At 47.1% G+C, this 26427-nt stretch carries 21 protein-coding genes; 11 read left to right on the top strand and 10 right to left on the bottom strand.

Annotated features, from left to right (window positions below; genetic code table 11):
• The 4 genes from BUB37_RS00755 to BUB37_RS00770 form a co-directional block, all read right to left on the bottom strand.
• Window positions 1-2808, bottom strand: coding sequence for a TonB-dependent receptor (locus tag BUB37_RS00755; protein ID WP_072986903.1), 2808 nt, complete (start codon window positions 2806-2808; stop codon window positions 1-3).
• A gap of 198 nt (window positions 2809-3006) precedes the next feature.
• Window positions 3007-4854 (bottom strand): glutamine--fructose-6-phosphate transaminase (isomerizing), encoded by a 1848-nt coding sequence (gene glmS, locus BUB37_RS00760; RefSeq protein ID WP_072986905.1) that lies wholly within the window; start codon window positions 4852-4854, stop codon window positions 3007-3009.
• A 167-nt stretch (window positions 4855-5021) separates the two neighbouring features.
• Complete coding sequence (locus tag BUB37_RS00765; RefSeq protein WP_072986907.1) at window positions 5022-6863, bottom strand: DUF4270 family protein; 1842 nt, start codon at window positions 6861-6863, stop codon at window positions 5022-5024.
• 5 nt (window positions 6864-6868) lie between these two features.
• Window positions 6869-7678: a glycogen/starch synthase gene (locus tag BUB37_RS00770; RefSeq protein ID WP_072986919.1), complete on the bottom strand. Its 810-nt coding sequence runs from the start codon at window positions 7676-7678 to the stop codon at window positions 6869-6871.
• A gap of 104 nt (window positions 7679-7782) precedes the next feature.
• On the opposite strand from BUB37_RS00770, the gene panC reads away from it, so the two are divergent.
• The 5 genes from panC to radA all read left to right on the top strand — a co-directional run bounded on the left by panC (window position 7783) and on the right by radA (window position 12636).
• The gene (panC, locus tag BUB37_RS00775) at window positions 7783-8628 is read left to right on the top strand and encodes a pantoate--beta-alanine ligase (protein ID WP_072986922.1); all 846 of its coding nucleotides are present in this window, start codon (window positions 7783-7785) and stop codon (window positions 8626-8628) included.
• 39 nt (window positions 8629-8667) lie between these two features.
• A complete protein-coding gene (panD, locus tag BUB37_RS00780; RefSeq protein ID WP_072986925.1) occupies window positions 8668-9018 on the top strand; it encodes an aspartate 1-decarboxylase in 351 nt (116 codons plus the stop codon).
• Between the two features lie 3 nt (window positions 9019-9021).
• A complete protein-coding gene (locus BUB37_RS00785) occupies window positions 9022-9987 on the top strand; it encodes a lysylphosphatidylglycerol synthase transmembrane domain-containing protein (RefSeq protein WP_072986928.1) in 966 nt (321 codons plus the stop codon).
• 26 nt (window positions 9988-10013) lie between these two features.
• Complete coding sequence (locus tag BUB37_RS00790) at window positions 10014-11153, top strand: alpha/beta hydrolase (protein WP_072986930.1); 1140 nt, start codon at window positions 10014-10016, stop codon at window positions 11151-11153.
• A gap of 121 nt (window positions 11154-11274) precedes the next feature.
• Complete coding sequence (gene radA, locus BUB37_RS00795) at window positions 11275-12636, top strand: DNA repair protein RadA (RefSeq protein WP_072986933.1); 1362 nt, start codon at window positions 11275-11277, stop codon at window positions 12634-12636.
• A gap of 113 nt (window positions 12637-12749) precedes the next feature.
• On the opposite strand, the gene BUB37_RS00800 is transcribed toward radA, so the two are convergent.
• Entirely contained in the window at window positions 12750-13790 is a 1041-nt protein-coding gene (locus BUB37_RS00800; RefSeq protein WP_072986936.1) for an NADP(H)-dependent aldo-keto reductase, read from the bottom strand.
• Between the two features lie 68 nt (window positions 13791-13858).
• A complete protein-coding gene (locus BUB37_RS00805; RefSeq protein ID WP_072986939.1) occupies window positions 13859-14623 on the bottom strand; it encodes an exodeoxyribonuclease III in 765 nt (254 codons plus the stop codon).
• Between the two features lie 94 nt (window positions 14624-14717).
• Here BUB37_RS00805 and BUB37_RS00810 point away from each other — a divergent pair, with 94 nt between their 5' ends.
• Together BUB37_RS00810 and BUB37_RS00815 are read left to right on the top strand one after the other, a co-directional pair.
• The gene (locus tag BUB37_RS00810) at window positions 14718-15233 is read left to right on the top strand and encodes a hypothetical protein (protein ID WP_072989613.1); all 516 of its coding nucleotides are present in this window, start codon (window positions 14718-14720) and stop codon (window positions 15231-15233) included.
• Between the two features lie 29 nt (window positions 15234-15262).
• On the top strand, window positions 15263-17338 hold the full coding sequence (locus BUB37_RS00815; protein WP_072986942.1) for a TonB-dependent receptor family protein: 2076 nt from the start codon (window positions 15263-15265) through the stop codon (window positions 17336-17338).
• A gap of 30 nt (window positions 17339-17368) precedes the next feature.
• Here BUB37_RS00815 and BUB37_RS00820 read toward each other — a convergent pair whose 3' ends face one another.
• Complete coding sequence (locus BUB37_RS00820) at window positions 17369-18913, bottom strand: glycine--tRNA ligase (RefSeq protein WP_072986945.1); 1545 nt, start codon at window positions 18911-18913, stop codon at window positions 17369-17371.
• 37 nt (window positions 18914-18950) lie between these two features.
• On the bottom strand, window positions 18951-19847 hold the full coding sequence (locus tag BUB37_RS00825) for a hypothetical protein (RefSeq protein WP_072986947.1): 897 nt from the start codon (window positions 19845-19847) through the stop codon (window positions 18951-18953).
• Between the two features lie 177 nt (window positions 19848-20024).
• On the opposite strand from BUB37_RS00825, the gene BUB37_RS00830 reads away from it, so the two are divergent.
• Entirely contained in the window at window positions 20025-20615 is a 591-nt protein-coding gene (locus BUB37_RS00830) for a ComF family protein (protein ID WP_244526686.1), read from the top strand.
• Between the two features lie 39 nt (window positions 20616-20654).
• Window positions 20655-22271: an Ig-like domain-containing domain gene (locus BUB37_RS00835; protein WP_072986949.1), complete on the top strand. Its 1617-nt coding sequence runs from the start codon at window positions 20655-20657 to the stop codon at window positions 22269-22271.
• On the opposite strand, the gene BUB37_RS00840 is transcribed toward BUB37_RS00835, so the two are convergent.
• Both BUB37_RS00840 and BUB37_RS00845 read right to left on the bottom strand, forming a co-directional pair.
• Window positions 22255-23031, bottom strand: coding sequence for an amidohydrolase (locus BUB37_RS00840; protein WP_072986951.1), 777 nt, complete (start codon window positions 23029-23031; stop codon window positions 22255-22257). The genes BUB37_RS00835 and BUB37_RS00840 overlap by 17 nt on opposite strands.
• A gap of 52 nt (window positions 23032-23083) precedes the next feature.
• Window positions 23084-23554, bottom strand: a complete 471-nt coding sequence (locus BUB37_RS00845; RefSeq protein ID WP_072986954.1) for an ankyrin repeat domain-containing protein — start codon at window positions 23552-23554, stop codon at window positions 23084-23086.
• A 212-nt stretch (window positions 23555-23766) separates the two neighbouring features.
• On the opposite strand from BUB37_RS00845, the gene BUB37_RS00850 reads away from it, so the two are divergent.
• Window positions 23767-25989, top strand: a complete 2223-nt coding sequence (locus BUB37_RS00850) for a PAS domain S-box protein (RefSeq protein ID WP_072986958.1) — start codon at window positions 23767-23769, stop codon at window positions 25987-25989.
• Window positions 25982-26386 carry a response regulator gene (locus BUB37_RS00855; protein ID WP_072986961.1) on the top strand — a complete coding sequence of 135 codons (405 nt, stop codon included), beginning with the start codon at window positions 25982-25984 and terminating at the stop codon, window positions 26384-26386. The genes BUB37_RS00850 and BUB37_RS00855 overlap by 8 nt, the downstream gene beginning before the upstream one ends.
• Window positions 26387-26427: the final 41 nt, after the last annotated feature.

The following is a 26427-nucleotide window of genomic DNA, read 5'->3' on the forward strand; positions in this document are numbered from 1 at the left end:
TTATAAGTTATTGATTGTCCAAGACACGTAATACATAGAACCGATAAAACCGGTTCCGAAGGCCGTGAAGTATTCATCGCCCAATAGGTTGGTCGCACCTACCTTAAAAGACGATTTTATGCTCGGCACCCTATAGTTGATCTGGGCATCCAAAACATGGAACTCCGGAACTACCCCGTTACCGAAGGTAGCTTCCCAAAAATAATCATCGCTAAAGCGGTAGGCCAGATTGAAACCGAAGTTCTCGAAAAGGTCGGTATTTCCCAAAGAGGCCTTGAATTTATGTTCGGGCGTATTAAAGTTGCTCATAAAGTCGGGATTGGCCTCTTGGTCGAAATCCTGTTTTGAATAGGTATAGCTACCGCTTAAATCGAATCCGCCGAACAGCTGGGCGGTCAGCCCCAAAGAGGCGCCGTACGACCCGATATTCACATCGGAATTGGTATAGGCGCTATAGGCCTGGTAATCGTCGTTGGCAATTGCGGCCACCGACAATGAACCATCGCCGACCGTTCCGTAGTAGGGGGCTATAACCACTTCTTGTGAAATAAAATCCTTGTACTGGTTGTAGTACGCGCTAAAATCAACTATCAACTTGTCGAACTTACCGCGATATCCCACTTCGACGGAAGTGACCTGTTCGGGCTTTACGATGTCGGGATTGGCCACCTCAAGTTCGGCAGGGTTGCCGGTTTCCGCCAATCGCTCGACGGAACTAAGTTTATATGAGTTTTCATAGGCCGCCCGACCCGTTTGGGTTATTGTAGCGGGTTGACCCAAACCTTCCTGTGCGGCACCGCTCACGTCAAAATTCCGCGAATACCTGTCTAGGTTGTCAGGGGCGGAACCCACCAAAATGGCCCTACCGGCATCCAAGCCAATAAAGAGGTCTTGGGTGGTAGGGTTTCTAAAACCGGTCTGGACCGAGGCCCGAATATTATGGTCGCGGTTCAAGGTAAGACCTGCCGAAATTCTGGGGGAGAAGAAACCGTCAAAAAACTCGGACTTATCGTAACGCAGGGATCCGGTCAATTTTAGGTTCATCGATTCACTAAACTCAAAGGCTTTTTGAATCTGGGTATAGACACCGAATTCAGAATAATCGATGGCACCGTCGTAATCGGTGTATATGGTACCGAAAGAATTCAGGCTATACTTTCTGTAAGACCCCCCTACCTGAATATCGGCGAAGTCGGTCAAATGACTGAAGTTGTAGTTGGCATCGGCATGGTAGTATTTGGAGGCATCCCTAAACTGTGAGCCTGTCGAAAGGTCGGGATCTTTGATGGTTCTCTCGAAAGCCGCCTTAAACTCCGGCGATCCGGGCTCGTACCTCCCCGATTCGGCCTGTGCCCTGGCAATGGCATGGGCCTGTTCGTTGGTGGCCCCGCCCAAGGTGGCCTGTACATAGGCCCCCGTATACTCACCGAACCAAGTTTCATCATCTTTCCAGGCCCTGTTGATATTGATTCCGGTAAATACCATATCGTACGAATCGCCCGCCTTATCGGCGACGATATAGCCCCTTACAAAGAAGTTGTCGTTTCGGAGCTCAAGTTTGTGCTGTTCTTGAAAGAAACCATCAATATTGTACCTGTTAGTACCTTGATAGATGGTGGTACCCGTACCTACCTTGCCCACGTAGGAGATTTCAAAATCGTCTTCGAAGGGGCGGTAGTAGAGCCCCCAATCGGCCTTGACGCTTTCCGCATTGTAATCCGTCAGGTAACGTTCGTTGTACCCGGTCCTACTGACCTCAACGGAGGGCACGAGGGCATTGGCCCCGGCGGGCAAAAAGGGCGCGCCCGTTTCAGGATTGATGGTGGTTTCCAAGGTTTCGGCCACGCTCTTGATATTTGCCGAGACCTCATCCCCATATACGTTGATACCGTCATAGTTCAGATCGGCACGTGTTCCGCCGACCCTGGTCTTGTCCACTTCACTGGTAGCGGCCCAGTCGGTTCCTTTCAGGTATCCGAAATTTACCTTACCCGCAAATTTTTCACTGAACTTCATGGCGGCCCTTATCCCGAAATCGGTATAGGGGTTATCGCCTGCGGCCTTCTGCGAGGTAATCCCCCTCTTAACGTAACCGCTCAAGCCCTGATGGTCGAAGGGGTTTTTACTTCTCATAAACAGGATGCCGTTAAAGGCATTGGCTCCGTATAAGGCCGAAGAAGCTCCTGGCAGAAGCTCAACGCTCTGCACATCGGTTTCGATCATACCTACAAGGTTGCCAATAGGAAAGTTAAGGGCAGGGGTAGAATTATCCATTCCGTCCACCAATTGCATAAATCGGGTATTGGCAAATGTGGCGAACCCCCTTGTGTTTACCGACTTGAACGTCAAACTATTGGTATTGACATCGACCCCCTTAAGGTTCTCCAGTCCGTCGTAAAAATCGGCGGAAGCCGTGTGTTTGATATCCTGAATCCCGAATCGTTCAACGGTCACGGGGGATTCAAAAATACGTTCCGGTGTCCGGGAAGCGGAAATGACCACCTCGTCCAAAAAGGTCTGCGCCTCGGCCAGTACGATGGTAAGCGTTTGATTGTTTGAAGTGACCTCTTCGGTAACCCCAGAATATCCGATACTTGTAATCGTCAACTGAAAGGGGGGAATTTCAGAAGTTTCGAGTGTGAAATTCCCATCAAAATCAGCTGTGGTTCCTATCGTTTTTCCTGTAATAACGATATTCGCCCCAGGTATGGGCTCGTTGTTCTGGTCTACCACTTTACCGTTTACCGTTGTCTGGGAATAGCCTAGGCCACCCACCAACAGCAATGCTAAAAATAGTACTGTTTTCATGTTAAGTTTAAGTTAAATGTGTTTGTATTGGCAAGTTACATTTTTTTTTAAACGGAAAATCATAAATCGAAAAAAATTATGCATGCATAATACATTTTTCGCAAACAGGGATGGTCTATTTTGATATAATAGCAATAAAAAAGGCCACAGAGGGTTCTGTGGCCATAGTAAAACAAGAAAATATATTGTTAAAAATACCTACTCAACGGTAACCGATTTCGCCAGGTTTCGTGGCTGATCGACATTGCAACCGCGCATTACGGCAATATGGTACGAAAGCAGTTGCAAAGGAATCGTCGTAAGCAAGGGGGATAAGCTTTCCAAGGTTTCCGGCACTTCAATTACATGGTCGGCCAGCTCGGTTACCTGCTCATCACCTTCGGTTACAATGGCGATGATCTTCCCTTTTCTCGATTTAATTTCCTGAATATTGCTGACTACTTTCTCATAGTGCCCCTTTTTCGTGGCAATAACGAACACGGGCATTTGATCGTCTATCAAGGCGATCGGTCCGTGCTTCATTTCCGCCGCAGGGTACCCTTCGGCATGAATATAACTGATTTCCTTAAGTTTAAGGGCCCCTTCCAATGCCACTGGAAAATTGTATCCCCTACCTAGATAGAGGCAATTGCTCGAATCTTTATATACGTTCGAGATAATCTCGACGAGGGGGTTGGATTCCAAGGCCCTTTCCACTTTTGACGGAATGGTCTCGAGCTCGCTCAAAAATTCGTGGAACTTCGATTCTGAAAACTCACCCTTCTCTTTCGCCAACTTAAGGGCGATGAGGGTCAATACGGTAATCTGGGTCGTAAAAGCCTTGGTAGAGGCCACCCCTATCTCGGGCCCGGCATGGGTATAGGCCCCGGCGTGCGTCTCTCTTGCAATCGACGAACCTACAACGTTGCACACCCCAAAGACAAAGGCCCCCTTTTCCTTGGCCAATTTGATCGCGGCCAAGGTATCGGCCGTCTCACCCGATTGGGAAATGGCAATAAGCACGTCCTTATCGGTGATTACCGGATTTCTATACCTAAACTCCGATGCGTATTCCACCTCCACGGGGATGCGCACCAGATCCTCAAAAATATATTCGGCCACCAAACCTGCATGCCACGATGTACCACATGCGACAATAATTATTCGGTTGGCGTTCAAGAACTTCTCAAGATGCTCGTCAATTCCCGCCATCTTAATGATCCCTTGATTGGCCCTGAGCCTACCGCGATAGGTATCCAATATGGCCCGGGGCTGCTCGTAGATTTCCTTGAGCATAAAGTGATCGTACCCTCCTTTTTCGATCTGCTCAATATTCATTTTAAGCTCATGGATGTTCGGATAGGCGATGGCATCATCCTTGATCTTGCGTAATTTGATCTCCTTGCCCAACCTGATTATGGCCATTTCCTCATCGGCCAAATAAACGGCATTGTTCGTATATTCTATAAAAGGTGAGGCGTCGGAAGCTATAAAATATTCGTTTTCACCCACACCGATGGCCAAGGGGCTGCCTAATTTGGCGACCACGATCTCATCGGGCTTTTGTTTGTCAAAGACCGCAATGGCATAAGCGCCCACCACTTCGTTAAGGGCAATCTGTACGGCCTTGCCCAATTTTACGTTTTCCTGCTTTTTTACCTCCTCGATCAAATTGACAAGTACTTCGGTATCGGTATCGGATTGGAAGGTATAGCCCCTTTTTACAAGCTCCTTTTTAATGGATTCATAGTTTTCGATAATACCGTTGTGTATTATCACCAAATCCCCCGAATTCGAATAGTGCGGGTGCGAATTGATATCGTTGGGCACCCCATGCGTAGCCCATCGGGTATGGCCCATTCCCAAGGTTCCGACCGTAGAAATGGAAGCATCGGCCTTATTTTTCAGGTCTTCGACCTTTCCCTTTGTCTTCGAAAGGTTGATTTCCTTGCCGTCGTATAGTGCAATTCCGGCACTGTCATAACCTCGATATTCCAACCTTCTCAGTCCCTTTATAATAATTGGATAGGCCTCTCGGTGGCCAATATAACCTACAATTCCACACATAGTTTAAAGTTTTGTTGCTCGATTTAAGTTGATATGTCTTACAAATTTACAAGTTTGTCACTGAAAGACACCCCTTTACAAAGGTAAAACGTGAAGAAACAATGGATAGTATAACTACATAAAGATTTAAAAAGATTGCAAAAAACCCTATGCGGCCGGGCCATCACCTAGTCTATTTCGGTGTAGAAAATTTCCAAACGAAGCTTTTTATCCGCATCCGCATCGTCAACATTACTACCATAGAGTATGGTGCCCAAGGGGCTGAGTATGGACGCGACCGGAACTTCACCTTCGGTATTGCCATCCAACACGGCGCTTCCCAAATCGGTCCGGTATAGACTTGAAGTAACAAAAAGACCCAAGGTAGCGTTTTCCACATCCCGAATAATCAGGTCGTTTATATGTTCCGTTATCTTGACCGTATATTTGAGTGCCTTTCCGTCACTTGATTTTTCCAACTGGCCATCGTAATCATAAACCTTGACCAGTTGGTCGTTTTGGGAAAGGGGCGCCCCATAGACCGGAAGTCCGGTCTCGGTATTGTAGAGGTAAAGGGACGGTGGCTGTTCGACATCGGTATCCTCCGCGACATAAAAGACCAGATTGGCCTCGTTTACGACCCAGTTGTTTTGCCTGATCTGCTTGATGGCCTCCTTGCCGTTTCCTTGATCGAACAAATTGATCTCGGCAAATGCCCCGGCACCTCCCTTCAAATATATTTTTTCAGCGTTGGCATCGGTATCCATGGCCCCTGAAACCTCGCCCGGATAAGGGTCATTGACCAAGGTATTGACCGCGTTGCCCGTAACCAGCCCCGTGTCCTGCCCCTGGGATAAGACCGAGGTAATAAAGTTCAGCACAAACTCCTTTTTGCCGGCCCCTTCGGAAACCTCTCCGTCAGTATCGGCGGTATCGTAACTATACGATAAGGTAATGTTGGCCCTTCTCATATCCAATAACAGCATAACTTCATCGGACAAAGAGCTGAGCGAAAGGTGCAAGCCCCTAAGGTAGTTTTTAAAATTCTCTTGGTTGGCCAATTCTGTACTTCCTTCCATATCAAGGATATTGTGTTGAAAGAAATCCTTGTCCAAGGCCACCCGAATTCCCGGATCGAGATAGCTCAGTTCTTCCGACTCGTCAACATCTTCGGTCGATGCAAGGTCCCTGTTTTTTAGGGGTATTTGATCGGGACTAATAACCACGGGGCCATCGAACAGCAGACTGTCGACAAAAGTAGGATCGAACCCTTGATCGGAAAAATACTCTTGGGCCTCCAAAAAATTCGAATTCGGATCCAAGTCGCGCAAATAGTAATTGCTGCGCTGTACCTTTAGATTAAAGGAAACCTCCCCTGTATTTTTATCGTAGGGCTTTCCGTTAACGTAAATGCTGTCGAGATCAAACGTCTTTCGATATTGATTGGCAATAAATTCATCGTCCTCGGCATCGTCAACGCCATCCCCATCGGTATCGGAATTGAGCGGGTCGGTACCCCTACTAATTTCTTGGGCATCGGTCAAACCGTCGCCATCGGTATCACTGCCCGCATCGTCCGGGTTGCCGTCAAACTCATCGGCGAGGCCATCCCCATCCGAGTCCCCGCTCGGGTTGGTCAAAAAGGGAATATAGAGATACACCGAGTCGATTTTTTCGTTCTCGGGTATTTGCGAATCGGACGACGGATTGTCTTCCGTTGACTGCGAATAAATGCCAAAGGTAGGGGCTATCGAAGACAATTGCAGCTGGCTCGTTATCGAAGCCTCGGTCTTGCCATAGACCGGATGGGTAAAGCTACCCAATTGGTAAACGGGCAATTTGTTGGTGCTTACCGCCCCTATTTTCCTGTTTTTTGCAAATACGTCAAAAACCGCTATATCGGTGTTTAATGGCGAGCTACCGATGACACCAGATCCAATCGTCGTGGGATCCTGCTCACATGCTACTATCGCGGCCATCACAAAAATTACCGCCAAAGCAGAAAAATTGAATCTTTTCAAAAATGTCATTCGGACTATTTTAAAACTTCAGTGTTATAAAAATTGGCATACGCTTCTTCAAACTCTTGCAGCGAAACGTAAGGCAACACAGGTTTTTCAAGGTTGGAAATATGGTTCTGTAAATCTTCAGGAATATCTTCCGCGGCTAAAATAATGGCATCGGAATAATCTACAGCAACTTTTAACAAATTATTATAGGAAGGTTTTTCTAGAACGGCAATGCTTTCTTCGGGAATACCGTCAAAAGCTATTTTCTTTATCATGCTTGGGTCCAGTTCACCCTCAAACGACTTGCCGTAAACCGAAGTAACGATCTTACTGGCATCGAACAAGGGCTCATCGGCATAATATTTCTTCAGGTACAAGGGCAATAGCGAAGCCATCCAACCATGCACGTGGATAATATCGGGCGTCCAATTCAGTTTTTTGACCGTTTCCACAACCCCCTTGGCAAAGAATATGGCCCTCTGGTCGTTATCGGGAAACAGGTTGCCCTCGGCATCGGTAAAGGTGGCTTTTCGTTTAAAATATTCATCGTTGTCGATAAAATAGACCTGAATGCGCTCCCTTGGTATAGAGGCCACCTTAATGATCAAGGGCATGTCCATATCGTTGATCACCAGGTTCATGCCCGAAAGCCTGATCACCTCGTGCAGTTGATGCCTACGTTCATTGATATTGCCGTACCTTGGCATAAAAATCCGAATTTGGCCGCCGTTACTGTTCACCATTCTCGGAGTTTCGTATGACATTAGGGAAACTTCGTTCTCCGGAAGGTAGGGCACCAATTCCGACGATACGAACAATATCTTTTTACCATTCATGTATATTGAGTTTTATTAATGGGTTGTAACGTGGGTGCAAAATTACAAAAATTATGCAGATTAGCCGTAATTATAGTAAGTTTGCTCGCTTTTAAACGAAACCCATGCTAATCGTCCGCACTAAAAAAGAGCTAGCAAAGCAGCTGGAAATCACCCCTCCCCAAAAAACCTTGGGCCTTGTCCCCACGATGGGCGCACTTCACAAGGGCCATGAGTCGCTCGTACGTATGGCGGTGGAACAAAACGACGCAACGGTGGTGAGCATTTTTGTCAATCCCACCCAGTTCGACAAAAAGGAAGACCTTGAAAAATATCCAAAAACCCTACAGGCCGATATAGCCCTGCTCCAAAAGGTTTCCGACGAAATTATCGTCTTCGCACCGAGCGCAGAGGAAATATACGGTACCGACATCAAGTCAAAGGCCTATGATTTTGACGGATTGGACCAAGTCATGGAAGGCGCCTTTAGGGACGACCATTTCAACGGGGTAGGAACCATTGTCGAGACCCTCTTCCAATTGGTCAAACCCCATAGGGCCTATTTCGGGGAAAAGGACTTTCAGCAGTTGCAGATCATAAAAAAGCTTGTGCAGATACGCAACATTCCGGTCGAGATCGTACCCTGCCCGATCGTCAGGGAAGCCAACGGCTTGGCCTTGAGTTCAAGAAATGAAAGGCTTTCCCCTGAATTGCGACAAAAGGCCGGGCTTATTTACCAAACCCTGAAATCTGCCAAAAAGGCCTTTGGCACGAAAAGTGTAGATGAGATAAAGGAACAGGTAAAGGAAAGTTTCGCGCCTTACCCCGACCTACAGCTCGAATATATCGAAATTTCCGAAGCCGAGACCCTGGTCCCGGCAAGGGAAATAAACGGGCATAGAAAATATAGGGCGTTTATTGCCGTTTATGCCGATGGCGTTAGATTAATCGACAATATTGCCCTTAACTAATTAACATTGGTTAGAAAAATTTATAATTAACTTTGTAACATGCAAATAGAAGTTGTAAAGTCAAAAATACATCGTGTAAAAGTTACGGGTGCAGACCTAAATTATATAGGAAGTATTACCATTGACGAGGATTTAATGGATGCCGCCAACATCGTCCGCGGCGAGAAGGTTCAGATCGTGAACAACAACAACGGCGAACGGCTGGAAACCTATGCCATACCAGGCCCTAGGAACAGTGGTGAGCTTACCCTGAACGGGGCGGCCGCAAGAAAAGTGGCCGTAGGCGACGTACTTATTTTGATAACCTACGCCTGGATGGATATCGAGGAGGCCAAAAACTTTAATCCCGCCCTTGTATTCCCCAATGAAGAAAACAACTTGTTAAATTAACTTTTGAACAGCACCCTTAAAAAATCGCTCAAGACCATACTCCCAATAGCATTGGGAGTTTTTTTGGTTTGGTACTGGTACATTTCGACTTCCGAGACCGAGCGCGAACAAATTCTCTTCTACATTAAGGATGCCGATTTACTTTGGGTGTCCGCTTCGATGCTATTGGGTATTTTGGGCCATATATCGCGGGCGATACGATGGAATTACCTGTTGCACCCAATGGGGTATTCGCCCAAAATAATCAACAATACCTGCATTATCCTGATGGCCTATTTGACCAACCTGGGCATACCGAGAACCGGGGAAATTCTCAGGGCCACGGCCCTGACGACCTATGAGGGCGTACCCTTCGAAAAAGGCATAGGCACCATAATTACCGAAAGGGTCATCGATGTGGTCATGCTCTTGGCCATAATTGTGGCAACCCTGTTGTTGCAGACCGAAATTATTATGGGATACCTCGAAGCCGTGGGCATCCCCATGAGCAAGATCCTTTTACTCTTGGGCGCTGCCGGAGTGGCCACGGTCTTTTTCTTTGTCTTTGTCAAAAAGTCGTCACATGCCTGGGCCATCAAATTAAAACACTTTTTAAGAGGCTTGATGGAAGGTCTTTTGAGCATTTTCAAAATGAAGAACAAATGGGCGTTTCTCGCCCATACCCTCTTCATCTGGGCCTGCTATATCGGTATGCTTTGGGTTATTAAGTACACCGTTCCCGAAACCGTTCATCTATCCCCCAGCGAAATGCTGGTCGCCTTCGTTGCCGGGTCTTTGGCCATGATGTTCACCAATGGCGGTATCGGCCTGTATCCCATAGCGATAAGCAAGGCCCTGGCCATTTTCGGCATCAGCAAAATATCGGGCGATGCTTTCGGTTGGATCATGTGGATCGCACAAACCCTTATGGTCGTCGTTTTTGGGGCAATATCTTTTCTGGTATTACCGTTATTGAACCGAGACCGATAAGGTCCGTTCGTACCAAATACAAAACCATGCTACGCAACCTTACTTTTTTAGCAATGTTCGTGTGCGCCACCCTTAGCGCCCAAGTAACCCAAGAGATTTTCGAGTCTTTTAAACTACAAGAACGAAGGGATGTCAGATACTACTTTCCCGAAGATTACGATAAAGAAAAAAAATACCCCTTGATCGTGGTACTCGATGCGGAATACCTCTTCGACCAGGTCGTTGCCAATGCCAAGTTCTACAACCAATTTCACGGTATGCCCGCGAGTATCGTTGTGGGTATCGACCAAAGCAAAAAAAGTATTCGGCTCGATGACTGTGCGTGGGAGGAAAACGGACTCCCGTCGGAGAAGGGAAAAAAGTTCTTCGAGTTTCTGGGCATGGAGATCATTCCCTATTTGGACCTCAATTACAGTACGGCCCCCTTTAAGATGGTCGTAGGCTACGACATCACGGCCAATTATACCAATTATTGGCTGTTCAAAGAGAACTCCTTGTTCAACGCCTACATCAATATTTCGCCCACCTTGGCCCCCGAAATGGAGAGCCGGGTGCCTTCCCGGTTGGGGGCAATCGATCAACAGATATTCTATGAACTGATCGTCGAAACCGAAAAAAGCAAGCACACTCCAAAAATTATGGAGATGGACAAAGCCATCAAGGCCATAGACAAGGAAACATTGCATTATAATTTTCACCAGTACGAAGGGGCCGACCACATTTCAATCGCCACCTACGGCATAGGAAAGGCCTTTGACAATATTTTCGGCATGTTCAAACCCATTAGCCCCAAAGAATATAAAACCCAAATATTAACCTCCGAAGAACCGGTATTTCAATATTTGGAAAACAAATACCAAAGTATAGAAGACCTGTTCAGCATTACAAAGACCGTTGACCTGAACGATGTAATGGCCATTTATGCCGCATGCCGAAAAAAGGAGGATACCGAATCGCTAAAGCCCTTGGCGGACCTCTGCAAAAAAGAATTCGAGGGTACCATGCTCGGGTTCTATTTTGAAGGGGAGTACTACGAACAGATCGGGGAACCCAAAAAGGCCCTAAAAAGCTTCGAAAAGGCCTTTGGTATGGAAGAGATCGATTTCTTGACCAAGGAAATGGCCCTGGAAAAAATCGATGCCCTTAAAGCCGACTTCGGATATTAGACCGGACCGAAACCGAATTTAAAAGACCCTTGACCGGGTCTTTTTTTATTTATATCATAACACGCCCCTTTTCTTGTTGACCGCTTTTCTTACCTTTATCGCGAACGGGAAATCTTAAAAAATGGCCAAGACCAAAACAGCTTTTTTCTGCCAAAACTGCGGCACCCAGTACGCCAAATGGGTGGGACAATGTACAGCGTGCAAGGAATGGAACACTGTGGTAGAGGAACTGGTCCAAAAAGAGGAAAAACAAAGTTGGAAAACCAGTACATCGTCCGCAAGAAAGGCATCCAAACCGTTGCGCATCAATGAAATCAGGACCGACAAAGAGCTACGGCTGAACACTTACGACCTTGAGTTCAATCGTGTTCTGGGCGGGGGACTCGTGCCGGGGGCCTTGGTACTTATCGGGGGCGAACCGGGCGTTGGAAAAAGCACCCTGCTGCTACAGATCGCCTTAAAACTACCGTACAAGACCCTATACGTTTCGGGGGAAGAAAGCCAAAAGCAAATCAAGATGCGGGCAGACCGCATTTATCCGGACAGCGAAAATTGCCTGGTCCTTACAGAGACCAAGACACAGAACATATTTCGACAGATCGAGGCCACCGAACCCGATATCGTAGTCATAGATTCGATCCAGACCCTGCATTCCGACTATATCGAATCGGCTGCCGGAAGCATTTCACAGATCCGGGAATGCACCGCGGAGCTCATCAAATTCGCCAAAGAGACCAATACGCCCGTCATCCTTATCGGGCACATTACCAAAGATGGTTCCATTGCCGGACCAAAGATATTGGAGCATATGGTCGACACCGTACTGCAGTTCGAAGGCGACCGCAATTATGTTTACCGAATTCTCAGGTCTTTGAAAAACAGGTTCGGGTCAACGGCCGAACTGGGTATCTACGAAATGCACGGTGGCGGCCTTAGACAGGTGAACAATCCGTCCGAAATCCTGATTTCCAAAAACGACGAAAAACTCAGCGGTACGGCCATCGCCTCCACCATCGAAGGCATGCGGCCCTTGATGATAGAGATCCAAGCCCTCGTAAGCACGGCCGTATACGGCACACCACAACGTTCGACTACGGGCTATAATGCCAAGAGGCTTAACATGTTGTTGGCCGTTTTGGAAAAAAGGGCCGGGTTTAAATTGGGGGCCAAGGACGTCTTCTTGAATATTACCGGAGGAATTTCGGTAGACGATCCCGCGATCGACTTGGCCGTAATCGCGGCCATACTTTCGAGCAACGAGGATATATTTATTGAAAAGGGAGTCTGTTTTGCCGCAGAAGTTGGTCTCGCCGGGGAAATACGTCCCGTACAACGTGTCGATCAGCGCATCCTTGAAGCCGAAAAACTAGGTTTCAGCACCATTTATGTTTCGAAAAACAATAAAATCGGCCTAAAAAACACAAAAATCGAAATACACCGGGCCTCCCGAATCGAGGATGTGGTAAGCGATTTGTTCGGTTAACGCCGGTCGCGCATGATCCGGGCGCAGACGAGTATGACGATTACGGCCAGAACAATAAGAACGAGTTGGCCAAGGCCCACTTTTAAAAAATACATATACTTTAGTTTAAGGGTTCAAGGCGCCGGATTAGGTATTTCGTTGTGGATTTCCTCTATGCCCTTGAGTACTTCGTCGCTCAACCCGACATTGATGCTGTCTATGTTTTCCTGAAGCTGGCGCATGGTAGTGGCCCCGATAATGGTACTTGTCAGAAAAGGTCGGGTATTTACAAAGGCCAAGGCCATTTGGGCCAATGACAGATCGTTCTCCTGGGCCAACTTATGGTATTTTTCGGTTGCCCGTACCGCGTTTTCACTGCTGTACCTGGTGTATTGGGGAAAGAGGCTTATCCGGCCATTGGCGGGCTTCATGCCTCCGAGGTACTTGCCCGACAAGGTACCAAAGCCCAGTGGCGAGTAAGCCAATAAGCCTACTTTCTCACGGATCGCTATCTCGGAGAGCCCCACCTCGAACAAACGGTTCAACAAACTGTAGGGGTTCTGGATCGTTAGGGTCCTCGGTAGGCCCACATGCACCTTGCTCTCCATTAAAAAACGCATGGTGCCCCACGGGGTTTCATTGGAAATTCCCACATGCCTGATCTTACCTTCGCGGACCAGGTCGCGCATGGTCTCCAAAACCTGATGTATATTGTCTTCCCAATGATCGGAAATATCGTGCTTATAGCCTCTCTTTCCGAAAAAATTGGTCTTTCTTTCAGGCCAATGCAGTTGATAAAGGTCGATATAATCGGTCTGCAAGCGCGACAGACTACCTTCGACGGCCTCGATTATCGACTCCCGGGTAAAGCCCGTAGTACGGATAAATTTCGACATCTCGGCCTTGCCCACGATTTTCGAGGCCAATATAATTTTATCCCTATTGCCGTTTTTCTTAAACCACGAACCGATGATCTTTTCGGTTACCGAATGCCTATCGGGGTGTGCGGGAATAGGATACAGTTCGGCGGTATCGAAAAAATTGACGCCCTGATCCACGGCATAGTCCATTTGTTCATGGCCTTCGGCTTCGGTATTCTGGTTGCCCCAGGTCATGGTACCCAGGCAAATTTTGCTTACTTCAATATCGGTATGGGGCAGTTTGGAGTATTTCATAGGGCTTTGGGGTTTTCAAAGCCCCAAACTTACAAAATATGTGCGGGTCTGAATTTACGGGCCACGGATTAATTATCGACCTCCAATAAAATAGGGCAATGATCGCTGTGTTTCGCCTCCGAAAGGATCACCGATCGCCTCAATCGGTCTTTTAGGGGTTCGGCGACCATCCCGTAGTCCAACCGCCAGCCCTTGTTATTGGCCCTGGCATTGGCCCGATAGCTCCACCAAGTATAGTTTTCGGGCTCTTGGTTGAACTGCCTAAAGCTATCGATAAAGCCGCTGTCGATAAAGTTTCCGATCCATTCCCTTTCCACGGGAAGAAAGCCCGAAACATTTTTCAACCCAACGGGGTTGTGTATGTCTATGGCCCGGTGGCAAATGTTGTAATCGCCCAAGACCACCAAATTGGGATGGGTCTTGCGAAGCTCATCGGCATACCTCTGAAAATCGGCCATATAGGTAAGTTTGTGTTCGAGTCGGGCCATATTCGTGCCCGAGGGCAGGTACATGCTCATAATCGAAATGCCGTTAAAATCGGCCCGGACATTGCGTCCCTCGAAATCCATGTATTCGATACCGGTACCGTAGACCACTTGGTCGGGTTTTGTCTTCGACAAGATCGCCACCCCGCTATACCCCTTCTTTTGGGCACTGAACCAATAGTGGTAAGGGTAGCCGGCCGCATCGAAAAGCGATAGGTCCAACTGCTCCTTCATCGCCTTGATTTCCTGAAGGCAGACCACATCCGGGTCGGTAACCCTAAGCCAATCGATAAATCCTTTATTGATGGCGGCCCGTATACCATTTACGTTGTACGATACTATTTTCATAAAGTGGAATTTGCCCGAAAATAGGCAATGGCCGATGATTATAAAAAGTTTGGAACACAAATTGATTTTAGTTTCCCGACAAAACACGTGGGCAATGAGGGCAATATTCTATTTATCGATTTTTATTGTAAGTATGAAGGGCTATGGACAGGGCTATGCGCCCGTGCGGAACCATCACGAAATACGTTTCAACATGGGCAGGTTCTTGGCAACATCGGCCATCGAAGGTTCGTACGAGTTCTATTTTACCCCCGACACCAGTATCGGCGGAAGTCTTTACCTTAACGGCGACCCCCATGGGCAATTGGGAAACTTCGGTATCGGCCCCAACCTAAGGGCCTACTTCGGATACCGGCCAAAGAGCGGGATCTTTGCCGAGGCCTTCGGCCTTTATTATACCGGGGACCAAGACCCCATTGACCAACCCGTCCTTCGAACCCCAAACTACCACACCACGGCCCTGGGGCTTGGGCTGGGCTCGAAGTGGTCTACCTATGGCGACAAATTGACCTTGGAGGTTTCGGTGGGCTTGGGCCGTAACATCGACCCGGAAGATTTTCAGAATAGCTTTATGTATCGAGGCTCATTGGCTATGGGGTTCCGGTTTTAAACCTTATTTTTGCCCCTCACACCGCTCCAATGAGGAAACTTCTATTGCTATACTTGCTAACGTCTCCCTTTATCACTTGGGCACAAAACCATTCGGAAAACGACACCATCACCCAATTGGACGAGGTTATCTTGTTGGAGACCCTAAAAACGAGGAACGCCGTTGGCCTTGAGCCCTCATCCGTAATTTCGGCCAAGGTCTTTCAAAACTACAGTCCTGTCGATATGGTGGCCTCCATCTACCAAATACCTGGCGTCCATATCTTTTCGGGAGCCCTGAACACCAATAGGATCACGATAAGGGGTATGGGTTCGCGAACGGCTTTTGGTACCGACAAACTCAAGCTCTATTACAACGACATTCCGGTAACCGATGGGTCCGGATTTTCGACCATTGAAGCCTTTGACTTGGAGAACCTGAGTCAGATCGAGGTGGTGAAGGGGCCTAAGGCTACGGCTTTCGGAACCCATTTGGGCGGAGCGATCATTCTGAGTCCGAAAGAAGCCTTGGGCAAGTCGACCAATCTATCGAACAACCTTACCGTGGGCTCTTTTGCCTTGGTAAAAAACAACCTTTCCTTCAACCACTATGACGGCAAATGGCGATTGGGCCTACAGTACGGCCATTTAACAACCGACGGATACCGCGAGAACAGCCAGTTCGATCGCGATGGGATATTGCTGAACACATCCTATCAGATCGATGCTAAAAACAGTATCTCGCTATTGGTCAACCACATCGACTATACGGCGCATATAGCCAGTTCGATCGGCGAGACGGCCTTTGCCGAAAACCCAAAACAAGCCGCCGCCAATTGGGGCGGGGTTTCGGGTTTTGAGACCAACGATTATTCCTTGGCCGGACTCAGCTACACCCATAACTTCAGTCCCAGCCTAAAAAACACCACAAGTGTTTTCTACAGCTATCTCGACCATTTCGAACAGCGCCCAAGCCCGCTCGGCTTTCTAGACGAATACACCAAGGGATATGGCCTGCGGACACGTTTTGAGGGAAGTTTCGGCCTTATGGGCAAAACCACCGAGTATACCCTAGGGGGCGAACTCTACAAAGACGAGTACAATTGGCACCTTTTTGAAACCCTAGACGAGCCCGTTGACGGAAGCCTTCAAGGCGAAAAATACGCCGACAACAAGGAATTTAGGAGCCAGATGAACCTCTTCGCTTCCTTTCTGTTCCCTTTTACGGACGATTTTAAGGCCCAGGTCGGACTCAACATCAACAAGACCGAATACGACTTTAGGGACAGGTTCAATACCGGTACCGAGAACAAAAGTGCACAACGGGCGTTCGAGACCATTTTTTTACCGAGCCTCAACCTTCAATATAAGCCTACCGAAACACTGGCGCTTTTTGCCAATATCAGCCGAGGCTTTTCAAACCCAACCGTAGAACAGACCCTTACGCCCGAGGGTGTTATCAACCCCAATATCGCCCAGGAAACCGGCACAAACTACGAAATTGGCACCGATTTATACCTTCACGACCGAAGGTTTCACCTCAACCTTGCCGCCTACCAAATGGACGTGCGCAACCTATTGGTCGCCGAAAGGATCGCCGAAGACCAATACATTGGCAGAAATGCAGGAAAAACAAGGCACAGGGGACTAGAGATTACCATGGATTATCTTTGGGAAATAAGCCCTAAGGTCCAATTCTCCCCCTTTTTAACTTATACGCTCAACGACCATACTTTTGTAGACTTTGTGGATGGGGAAGAGGATTATTCGGGCAACCCGTTGACCGGGGTGCCCAAACAGGAACGTACGGCGGGTATACAGCTTCGTTTGTTCAATGATTTTTACTGGAATACCACGCACAGGCATGTTTCCGAAATCCCCCTAAGGGACGACAACAGCCTCGACAGCGAGCCCTATACCGTTTTCACGACCCGCTTCGGCTACCATAAAAAACTATCTTCCAAGGTAAGCATCGGGACCGATTTAGGCATCGACAACCTGTTCGACGAGGTCTATGCCTCATCGGTATTGATCAATGCAGGAAGCTTTGGGGGCGAACCACGGTACTATTACCCCGGAAACCCCAGAAACTTTTACGCTAGCATCCGGTTGGGATATCGGTTATAAGGGGTTTCGCTCGAAAGACCGGGGGAAGACTTACACCATCTTCTTCAACCAAGACTTCATATCGACGGCCTTGTGTATGATTCCCTTTAGATCGGCGATGGCCACACGTTCTTGCTCCATCGAATCGCGATGGCGAATGGTAACCGTATTGTCCTCGAGGGTCTGGTGGTCGACCGTAATACAGAACGGTGTTCCGTTGGCATCCTGCCTTCGGTATCTTCGGCCCACGGCATCCTTCTCATCGTAAAGTACGTTGAAGTCCCATTTAAGGTCCTCTATAATTTGATGGGCCACTTCGGGCAGACCATCCTTCTTTACCAAAGGAAATACCGCTGCCTTGGTCGGTGCCAAAACGGCGGGCAATTTGAGTACCGTTCTAAACGAACCGTTTTCCAGTTGCTCTTCCCGAAGCGAATTGGCAAATACGGCCAAGAACATTCTATCAAGTCCGATGGAGGTTTCCAAAACATAGGGGACATAGCTTTCGCGGGTCTCCGGATCGAAGTATTGCAATTTCTTTCCCGAGAATTTCTCGTGACTGCCCAAATCGAAGTCGGTACGCGAATGGATACCTTCGAGCTCCTTGAACCCGAACGGAAAACGGAATTCTATATCGGCTGCGGCATCGGCGTAATGGGCCAATTTTTCATGGTCGTGAAAACGATAGTTCTCTTCGCCCATACCCAGGGAAAGGTGCCACTTCATACGGGTTTCCTTCCATTTTTCGTACCACTCTTGCTGGGTGCCCGGCTTGATGAAAAATTGCATTTCCATCTGTTCGAACTCGCGCATTCTAAAGATAAACTGACGCGCGACGATCTCGTTTCTAAAGGCCTTTCCGGTCTGCGCAATTCCGAAGGGAATTTTCATTCTCCCGGTCTTTTGCACGTTTAGAAAATTGACGAAAATACCTTGTGCGGTCTCGGGCCTTAAGTAAAGGTCCATGGCGTTTTCGGCCGAGGCGCCTAATTTTGTACCGAACATCAGGTTGAACTGTTTGACGTCCGTCCAATTTTTAGAGCCCGACATCGGACAGGCGATCTCCAGCTCCTCGATCAATTTTTTGACATCGGCCAAATCTTCATTTTCCAAAGACCTTCCCAAGCGCTTTAGAATGGATGTGGCCTGTTCCTGATATTCTACCACTCTGGGGTTGGTAGCCAAAAACTGGGCCTTGTCGAATTTATCGCCGAAGCGTTTGGCCGCCTTGGCCACTTCCTTTTCGATCTTGGCCTCTATCTTGCCGACATAGTCTTCGACAAGAACATCGGCCCGGTATCTTTTTTTGGAATCCTTATTGTCGATCAAGGGATCGTTAAATGCATCGACGTGCCCCGAGGCCTTCCATGTTGTCGGGTGCATAAATATGGCCGCATCGATCCCGACAATATTATCATTGAGCTGAACCATGGCCTTCCACCAATAGTCGCGTATGTTTTTCTTGAGCTCTACCCCGTTCTGCGCATAGTCGTATACCGCACTTAACCCATCATAGATCTCACTGGACTGGAATACATAACCGTATTCCTTTGCATGGGAAATTACCCGCTTAAAATCGTCTTCTTGTTTTGCCATGCGGCAAAAATAGGATTTTAAAGAAAGTCAGAAAAAATTATTTCAGTTCAAATTCGCTAGTCGACAGCAGTTTTTGTCCTTCGAAGATGTTGAGCCTGTACATACCCTCTTGAAGCGAACCCTGGGGTATGGTAATAAAATCGCAGATATTGGTGTCTTCCCCACTGAACTTGAATTCGACCCTTTTGCTATAGACGTTTCCGTTTACACTGATCGTATTGGCATTGTCCTCTATTACACGCATATCGGGGTCTAAAAACTGGTAGTAAATTACCTTGGTCGTATTCATCTCGGTAATATCGGCCTTTACCGTGACACACCCCCTTAACTTTTCAATAATCGAGGCCTTATTGGTATTGATCGGCTTACCACTGCGCAACCTAAAACCACTTCCTTCGGTGTTTTGTAGGGTCAAATAGCTTTTTGACTTGAGTTCTTGGTTCAACTCCTGGATCTTTTTGCGCTGCAAGGCCTCCGCTTCGGCCAATGACATACTTTTGCCCTTTAACTGTTCGAGCTCTTTTTTCGTCTTTTCGTACTTCTCGGACAGGAGCATATTATTGTACCTCAAGAAGTTGTTCTTCAACTTAAGACTGTCGTTCTTGGCCTCCAGCCTTCTCAATTCCGATTTGTACTCCCGTAGTTTTTCGACGGTAAAATTCAATTGGCCAACGGAATCCAACAATTGTTGGATACGGTATTTTGAGCTCTCAAGTTCTATTTCATTGACTTCGTTCAAGGCCGAGAGACGATCCACATCGGTCTTCATCAAACTCAAATCTTGCATCAAGATCGCCTTTTCACGCTCCAAAAAGGCTATCTCACTTTTAGATTGGGCGTAACTATAGTAAAATGCAAGAAGGACGCCGATAATCACGGCGACCAAGGCAACGAAAATAATCTTATAATTGAATTTATTATCTTGAACGTTCATTGGGAACGAGTGGCTTTAAGTAGGTTGCTCTTTTTAGGACATAAGGTTTTGCTATACAAAAAGTTAACAAATATACTAATTGATATCAATTCCATTCTGTTACCTAGGGTCTGTTTTGGATGTAATACACATTTAATCAGAGGAGAGGAACATCTATGCACAAGTTGTCGTAACAATTTGCCTCTTACCGATTATAGTTTTAACGTAGAAAATCCGGTAGACCGTATATTTTATGGTAGAATTAACATAGAAAAGGCAAGTTCCTTCCTGTTTTTCAACAAGGGAGGCATTGTTCAACAGCTTATACACTATCTCAAATACCGGAACCAACAACAAATCGGCACTTTCTTGGGCGACTGGTACGGACAATTACTGAAACAAAGGGGCGAACTGAAGCGGACCATAGATTTGGTGGCACCGGTACCCCTACATCCAAAAAAGCTTAAAAAAAGGGGATATAACCAAGTATCGGGCTTTGCCCAACGTTTGGCCCACCATCTTGGCGCCGACTATAACGAGTACCTCTTGATCAAAACAGCGAATACGAAGACCCAGACGCAAAAAGACCGCTTGGGGCGATGGCAAAGCGGCAAATCGCTCTATGTACCCGCCGATGTGGCCCTGCTCAAGAACAAACGGGTGCTTTTGGTCGACGACGTCATAACGACCGGGGGAACAATGGAAACCTGTGCAAGTGCACTCGCACAAGGAGAGAACACCTCCATCTATATAGCCAGCATGGCCGTGGTGGCGAAATTATGGAATTGACCAAATTAGTTGTTTCTTTGTAGCCTAGATTTTACGATTATGGCCCGTAGGTTTGTGGCATTTCTGTTTCTTTTTTTGATAGCTACCGTATTGTGGCAATGCGCTAGAAAAGGCAGCCCTTCAGGAGGCCCCAAGGACGTAACCCCGCCTACCTTGGTCAAGACCGAGCCCGAAGGTATGACAACCAATTTTAAGGCCAAACGGATCCGCCTTTACTTCGACGAACTGATCAAACTCGAAGACGTGCAAAACCAGCTCATCGTATCTCCCCCGCTCAAATACCAGCCCGACATCACCCCACAGGGCGGTGCCAGCAAGTATGTGGAAATAAAGCTTAAGGACACCCTAAGGGAAAATACCACCTATACCCTCAATTTCGGACAAAGCGTACAAGACAACAACGAGGGCAACCCAAGTGCCTTTCTTACCTATGTTTTTTCTACGGGGGATTATATAGATTCATTGCAATTGACGGGTGCCGTAAGGGATGCCTTTAACAAAAAGGCCGATGACTTTATCAGTGTGATGCTCTACGAACTGGATACCGCCTATACCGATTCGACCATTTACAAAAAACCGCCAAATTACATTACCAATACCTTGGACAGTGCGGTCATCTTCAGACTCAAAAACCTGAAAGAGGGCAAGTACAAGTTGTTCGCCCTAAAAGATGCGGCCAAAAACAACGTGTTCGACCAAAATGCGGATAAAATCGCCTTTTTGCAAGACACCATAACCCTTCCCACAGACTCGACCTATGTGCTGACCCTTTTTAAGGAGGTGCCCAACTACAGTATGGCCGTACCCAGCTTTGTAGCCAAAAACAGAATACAGTTCGGGTATTACGGGGATGCCAGCGACGTGGTAATAGAACCGTTGACCCAATTACCCGATACCGTAAATACCAAAATTTTAAAAGAAAGGGACAAGGACACCATTAATTTCTGGTTTACGCCTTTCGAGGTAGATTCGATCGTCTTTACCGTTACGAACGAACGTTTTAATGTTAGGGATACTTTTAGCGTCAAGAGCAGAAAAGTCGGTATCGACAGCTTACAGCTCAGGCCCAACCAAAGCGGATCCCTAAGTTTTTCCGACCCGTTCCATATACAGGCCAACACCCCATTGACAAAAATCGACACGACCAAGATCAGTATGATGGACCAAGACTCGCTTCCGGTCAATTACTCGGCCCAATTGGACACCTTATTGAACCATGTGAGCCTTGATTTTCCGGTAGAGCCCAACCAAAGCTACCAAATCGACCTGTTGCCAGGTGCCATTACCGATTTTTTCGGCCAAGTAAACGACACCACGGCCTACTTTCTATCTACAGGAAGTTACGCCGACTTCGGCAACCTTACCTTTAATATAAACGTCGATGAAAACGCGTATCCCTTGATCGTTCAGTTGACCGACGAACAAGGCAAGGTCAAAAGGGAAATTCTCGCCACCGAACCACAGGCTTTTGAATTTAACCATTTGGAACCCGCCAATTATCTTGTACGGGTCATCTTCGATGCCAACAACAACGGAAAATGGGATACGGGGAATTACCTAAAGAAGCTTCAACCCGAAAAAATCAGTTACTACCCCGATATTATTGAAATACGTGCCAACTGGGAAAAGGTAGAGACCTTTACCATTCGAGATTGAAACGGTCCCTATCTTGCAGAAACTTGAGTTTATTTCTTGTTTGGGCGATATGGTCTTTATACAGCGTTGCATAAATTATTTCCTCCCTGTCGGAAAATGCAATTTGCTCGCCCAGGCAATCGTATGCGGCCGAATGGCCGTTGTAAACATGGCCGTTTTCATCAGTACCGATACGGTTCGCCCCGACGCAATAGGCCACGTTCTCGATAGCCCTGGCCTTTAACAGGGCGTCCCAGGCATCGATCCTGGCTTTCGGCCAGTTGGCCACGTACAACAAAAGGTCATAGTCATCGGTATTTCTTGCCCAGACCGGAAACCTCAGATCGTAGCAGATCATCGGGCAAATCCGAAAACCACGGTAGGTTACCGTCAATCTTTTTTTTCCCGATTGATAGACCCGGTCTTCCCCTGCCAAGGTAAAGGTATGCCGCTTGTCATAAAACCGTACCTCACCGGCCGGCGGCACAAAGAACAGGCGATTGGTATAAACTCCTTGCGAGTTGTTGGCTATACTCCCGACCAAGGCCGCCCCTTTTTTTTCGGCCCACTGCCCCATCCATTCGATCGTTGTCCGACCATCATCGGCCTTTATGTTCCCAGGCGACATGGTAAACCCGGTGGTGAACATTTCGGGTAGAACGATCAAATCGACATTCGGGGCAAGGGCATCCAGTTTTTTACCGATACGACTTCTGTTCGCCTCCGGATCTTCCCAAACCAATGGGGTTTGTACCAAGGCTATGTTCAACCTATCATTCATAATTTATCGCTATCCCATACGGTTATCTTCGAAAGTTACGTTCAGGCCAACCTCACGCCTTTTCAAGCAGATCGACAAGTTCCGTCGCTCCTTGCAACCTGGCATGGTCCAAGGCCGTGTTCCCTCGATTGTCCTTTACCAGATCATCGGCGCCCTTTTCGATCAGCAGTTTTGCAATATCAAGCTGGTTAAAGGTAGCCGCGTATATCAAACACGTTGCTCCCATTGCATTGCGAACGTTGACATTGGCTCCCTTGTCGACCAAAACCTTTGCAATATCGGAAAACCCCTTGAAGCAAACACCCATTAAAGCCGTATTTCCGGCCCCATCGGTGGCATCGATCTCTGCCCCTTTGGACAAAAGCAGGTCAACGACCTGCGATTGACCATAGTACGCGGCAAGTATAAGCGGGGTAGACCCACGCTGGTCCCTTGCATTCAACAGATCGGCACTTTCATCGAGCATAGATTCAACCGCCCTTGTATTGCCCGATCTTATTTCATTGAAAAACGCTTCGTTCATATCCTAATAATTTACGGCAACGGCCATTTCACTACCGAAAAGTACAAAAAGTGAAGCCTCCTTTTTACCCTGAGCATTATTTACTTCTTATTTTGCCATCAAATATATCAATGACCGGGCTGAGGCGGCTTCTGAAATCTTAACGACAATTTATAGCTAAATTCCTACGTTATGTCAATAATTCGTATTTTTACCAACAATCCCCCTCTATTTTGGAAACACTTACAGTCAATTCCTTAGTTAAAGATTCGCCGATATCGATAGCGCTTCTTGATAAAAATTTGCATTTTCAAGCGTACTCCGATGTTTGGCGCCATTCGCTGTGCCCTGACCAAACCGATTTTCAGGGCCGGGAGTTTTTTACGGTACTGCCCCATATACCCGAAGCATTCCGTCAAATTTTCAATCAATGCCTAAACGGCAAATCCATTGAAGACCCCGGTAAAAAATTTATTGCCCAAGATGGGTCCATCAAATGGTACAAATGGCGACTCAATCCGAGAAAAGATACCAATGGGAGCATCGTGGGCCTGATCGTCGTTCTTGAAGACATAACCCAATTGCAGATGAACCAAGAATTGGTATTGAAGGCCGAAAGAGTGGCTAGAATTGGTGGTTGGGAAATAGATTTGTTGACCAATAAGATACATTGGACCGATGTCACCAAAGAGATACACGAGGTTCCCAAGGACTATTCGCCCCACCTGCAAGAGGGCATTAATTTTTACAAGGAAGGTATCCACCGGGACACGATTTCAAAGGTCGTCGACCGGGCGATAAGCGAAGGCACCCCTTGGGACGTCGAACTGATCATCGTTACGGCCAAGGGCAACGAGCTCTGGGTGCGCGCCATGGGAGACGTTGAAATGCTCAATGGGAAATGTATACGGGTATTCGGCACATTTCAGGATATCGACGATAAAAAAAGAACCGAACTACAACTAAGGGAAGTTTCAAAAAGACTGAGCATCGCTACCTCGGGATCCCATATAGGCATTTGGGAATACAACATTAAGTCAAAGGAATCGATCTGGGATGAAAACATGTACAAATTGTTCAATGTTGAGCAGGGAGAGTTCGATCCGAACGATTTTGGGCTTTGGCTTTCGACCATACATCCCGAAGATAGGGAAGCTCTCTTAAAAAACTATGGGGAAGCATTGAGCGGAAAAAGGGAATATCGAACCGAGTTCAGAATAGTTCGGCCCGACGGTGGCATCAGCCACCTAGGGGCCAGGGCGGTACTCGTTCGGGACGAATTCGGCCAACCGTTGAAAATGGTCGGGACCAATTTCGATATTACCGAACTGAAAAATACCCGGTCGATGCTCGAAAGAAGCGAAAAATCGTTTCAAGGGGCTTTTGAAAAATCGAATACGGGCATGGCCTTGGTAGATATTGCAGGGCAATGGATCCGGGTCAACCAAAGCCTGTGCAAAAGTCTGGGCTATACCGAAGAAGAGCTCATGCGCTTAAGCTTTCAAGAAATCACTTACCCCGAAAACCTTGAAGAGAGCCTGATCGCTTTTCGTAAGGTGATCAACGGGGAAACCAACAGCTACCGACTCGAAAAAAAATACCTTCATAAAAAAGGGCATATCGTACATGGTATTTTGACCGTTACCGCCGTGAGGGACAACAACGACCAACTTGAGCATTTGATCGCACAGGTGATTGACATAACAGAACGAAAAAATGCCGAGGTAGAACTCACCCGTTTGCTCCACATCACAAAACAGCAAAACGATAGTTTGCTCAACTTTGCCCATATTGTCTCGCACAACCTAAGATCGCACGCCACCAATCTTTCTATGCTTACCGGCTTTATAAAGCAAGAAAAAGACCCCAAGGAAATCTCCGAGATCCATCATATGTTAAGCGATGCCTCCGAGAGCCTCAACGAAACCGTTTTGCATTTGAACGAAGTGGTTCAGTTAAAGGTAGGAGTCTCCGAAAAAATGAAGCCCGTTAACCTGTACAAGACCCTTAAGAACGTAAAGAAAAACTTAAATACCCTGATACAGAAGAAAAACGTTGTCCTTCATCTTCAATTTCCCGAAAATTTAACGGTAATGGGCATACCGGCCTATATCGACAGTATCTTTCTCAACCTGATCAGTAACAGTATCAAGTACAGTTCGCCCGATCGCGCCCCTGAAATAACCATAAGTTCCAAAGCATCAAAAAATAGAGTAATTTTAAGCATTGCCGACAATGGTTTGGGCATCAACCTCGATAGGCACGGCAAAAAAATATTCGGTATGTACAAAACCTTTCACCGGAACAAGGACGCCAAGGGTATCGGGCTCTTTATTACCAAAAACCAAATCGAGGCCATGAACGGCACAATCGAAGTGCAAAGTACCGTAAACGAGGGAACGACGTTCACCCTACACTTTGAAGTCAACCAAAAATTACAGGAAATAAATGTTTAGTACCACATGTATAATCGACGACGACCCCATTTTCATTTACAGCACCAAGCGGGTCATGAAGGATGTTAACTTCAGCGAAGAGGTTATCGTTTACAATAATGGTCAGGATGCTATCGACGGACTAAAGGAAATAATTGCCAAAGGCGAAAAAATTCCATCAATAATTTTTCTGGACCTGAACATGCCCATTATGAACGGGTGGGAGTTTTTGGAAGAATTTGTTCAAATTCCGAACAATAACCGCAAAGAGATAACCATTTACATCATTAGCTCTTCTATCGACCCCCGCGACCTGGAACGCATAAAAAATTACAAAATAGTAAACAACTATATACTAAAACCCGTTGTACGCGAAGACTTGCAGACCATTCTTGTAAATTTAAAGACGAGCGAATAGGTGCATTCGGCGTTACCACCCCGCCGGATTTCCTGGAGAAT

It is taken from the genome of Pseudozobellia thermophila, from assembly GCF_900141855.1.
Taxonomy (GTDB): Bacteria; Bacteroidota; Bacteroidia; order Flavobacteriales; family Flavobacteriaceae; genus Pseudozobellia; species Pseudozobellia thermophila.

What these genes read in the sequence shown, in the direction of transcription:
- BUB37_RS00765 (WP_072986907.1), bottom strand. Translation starts at nt 6,863, where the DNA reads ATGACATTTTTGAAAAGATTCAATTTTTCTGCTTTGGCGGTAATTTTT.
- BUB37_RS00845 (WP_072986954.1), bottom strand. Translation starts at nt 23,554, where the DNA reads ATGAACGAAGCGTTTTTCAATGAAATAAGATCGGGCAATACAAGGGCG.
- panC (WP_072986922.1), top strand. Translation starts at nt 7,783, where the DNA reads ATGCTAATCGTCCGCACTAAAAAAGAGCTAGCAAAGCAGCTGGAAATC.
- BUB37_RS00815 (WP_072986942.1), top strand. Translation starts at nt 15,263, where the DNA reads ATGAGGAAACTTCTATTGCTATACTTGCTAACGTCTCCCTTTATCACT.
- BUB37_RS00755 (WP_072986903.1), bottom strand. Translation starts at nt 2,808, where the DNA reads ATGAAAACAGTACTATTTTTAGCATTGCTGTTGGTGGGTGGCCTAGGC.
- BUB37_RS00825 (WP_072986947.1), bottom strand. Translation starts at nt 19,847, where the DNA reads ATGAACGTTCAAGATAATAAATTCAATTATAAGATTATTTTCGTTGCC.
- BUB37_RS00840 (WP_072986951.1), bottom strand. Translation starts at nt 23,031, where the DNA reads ATGAATGATAGGTTGAACATAGCCTTGGTACAAACCCCATTGGTTTGG.
- panD (WP_072986925.1), top strand. Translation starts at nt 8,668, where the DNA reads ATGCAAATAGAAGTTGTAAAGTCAAAAATACATCGTGTAAAAGTTACG.
- BUB37_RS00790 (WP_072986930.1), top strand. Translation starts at nt 10,014, where the DNA reads ATGCTACGCAACCTTACTTTTTTAGCAATGTTCGTGTGCGCCACCCTT.
- BUB37_RS00820 (WP_072986945.1), bottom strand. Translation starts at nt 18,913, where the DNA reads ATGGCAAAACAAGAAGACGATTTTAAGCGGGTAATTTCCCATGCAAAG.
- BUB37_RS00770 (WP_072986919.1), bottom strand. Translation starts at nt 7,678, where the DNA reads ATGAATGGTAAAAAGATATTGTTCGTATCGTCGGAATTGGTGCCCTAC.
- BUB37_RS00805 (WP_072986939.1), bottom strand. Translation starts at nt 14,623, where the DNA reads ATGAAAATAGTATCGTACAACGTAAATGGTATACGGGCCGCCATCAAT.
- BUB37_RS00810 (WP_072989613.1), top strand. Translation starts at nt 14,718, where the DNA reads ATGAGGGCAATATTCTATTTATCGATTTTTATTGTAAGTATGAAGGGC.
- glmS (WP_072986905.1), bottom strand. Translation starts at nt 4,854, where the DNA reads ATGTGTGGAATTGTAGGTTATATTGGCCACCGAGAGGCCTATCCAATT.
- BUB37_RS00800 (WP_072986936.1), bottom strand. Translation starts at nt 13,790, where the DNA reads ATGAAATACTCCAAACTGCCCCATACCGATATTGAAGTAAGCAAAATT.
- BUB37_RS00855 (WP_072986961.1), top strand. Translation starts at nt 25,982, where the DNA reads ATGTTTAGTACCACATGTATAATCGACGACGACCCCATTTTCATTTAC.
- radA (WP_072986933.1), top strand. Translation starts at nt 11,275, where the DNA reads ATGGCCAAGACCAAAACAGCTTTTTTCTGCCAAAACTGCGGCACCCAG.
- BUB37_RS00835 (WP_072986949.1), top strand. Translation starts at nt 20,655, where the DNA reads ATGGCCCGTAGGTTTGTGGCATTTCTGTTTCTTTTTTTGATAGCTACC.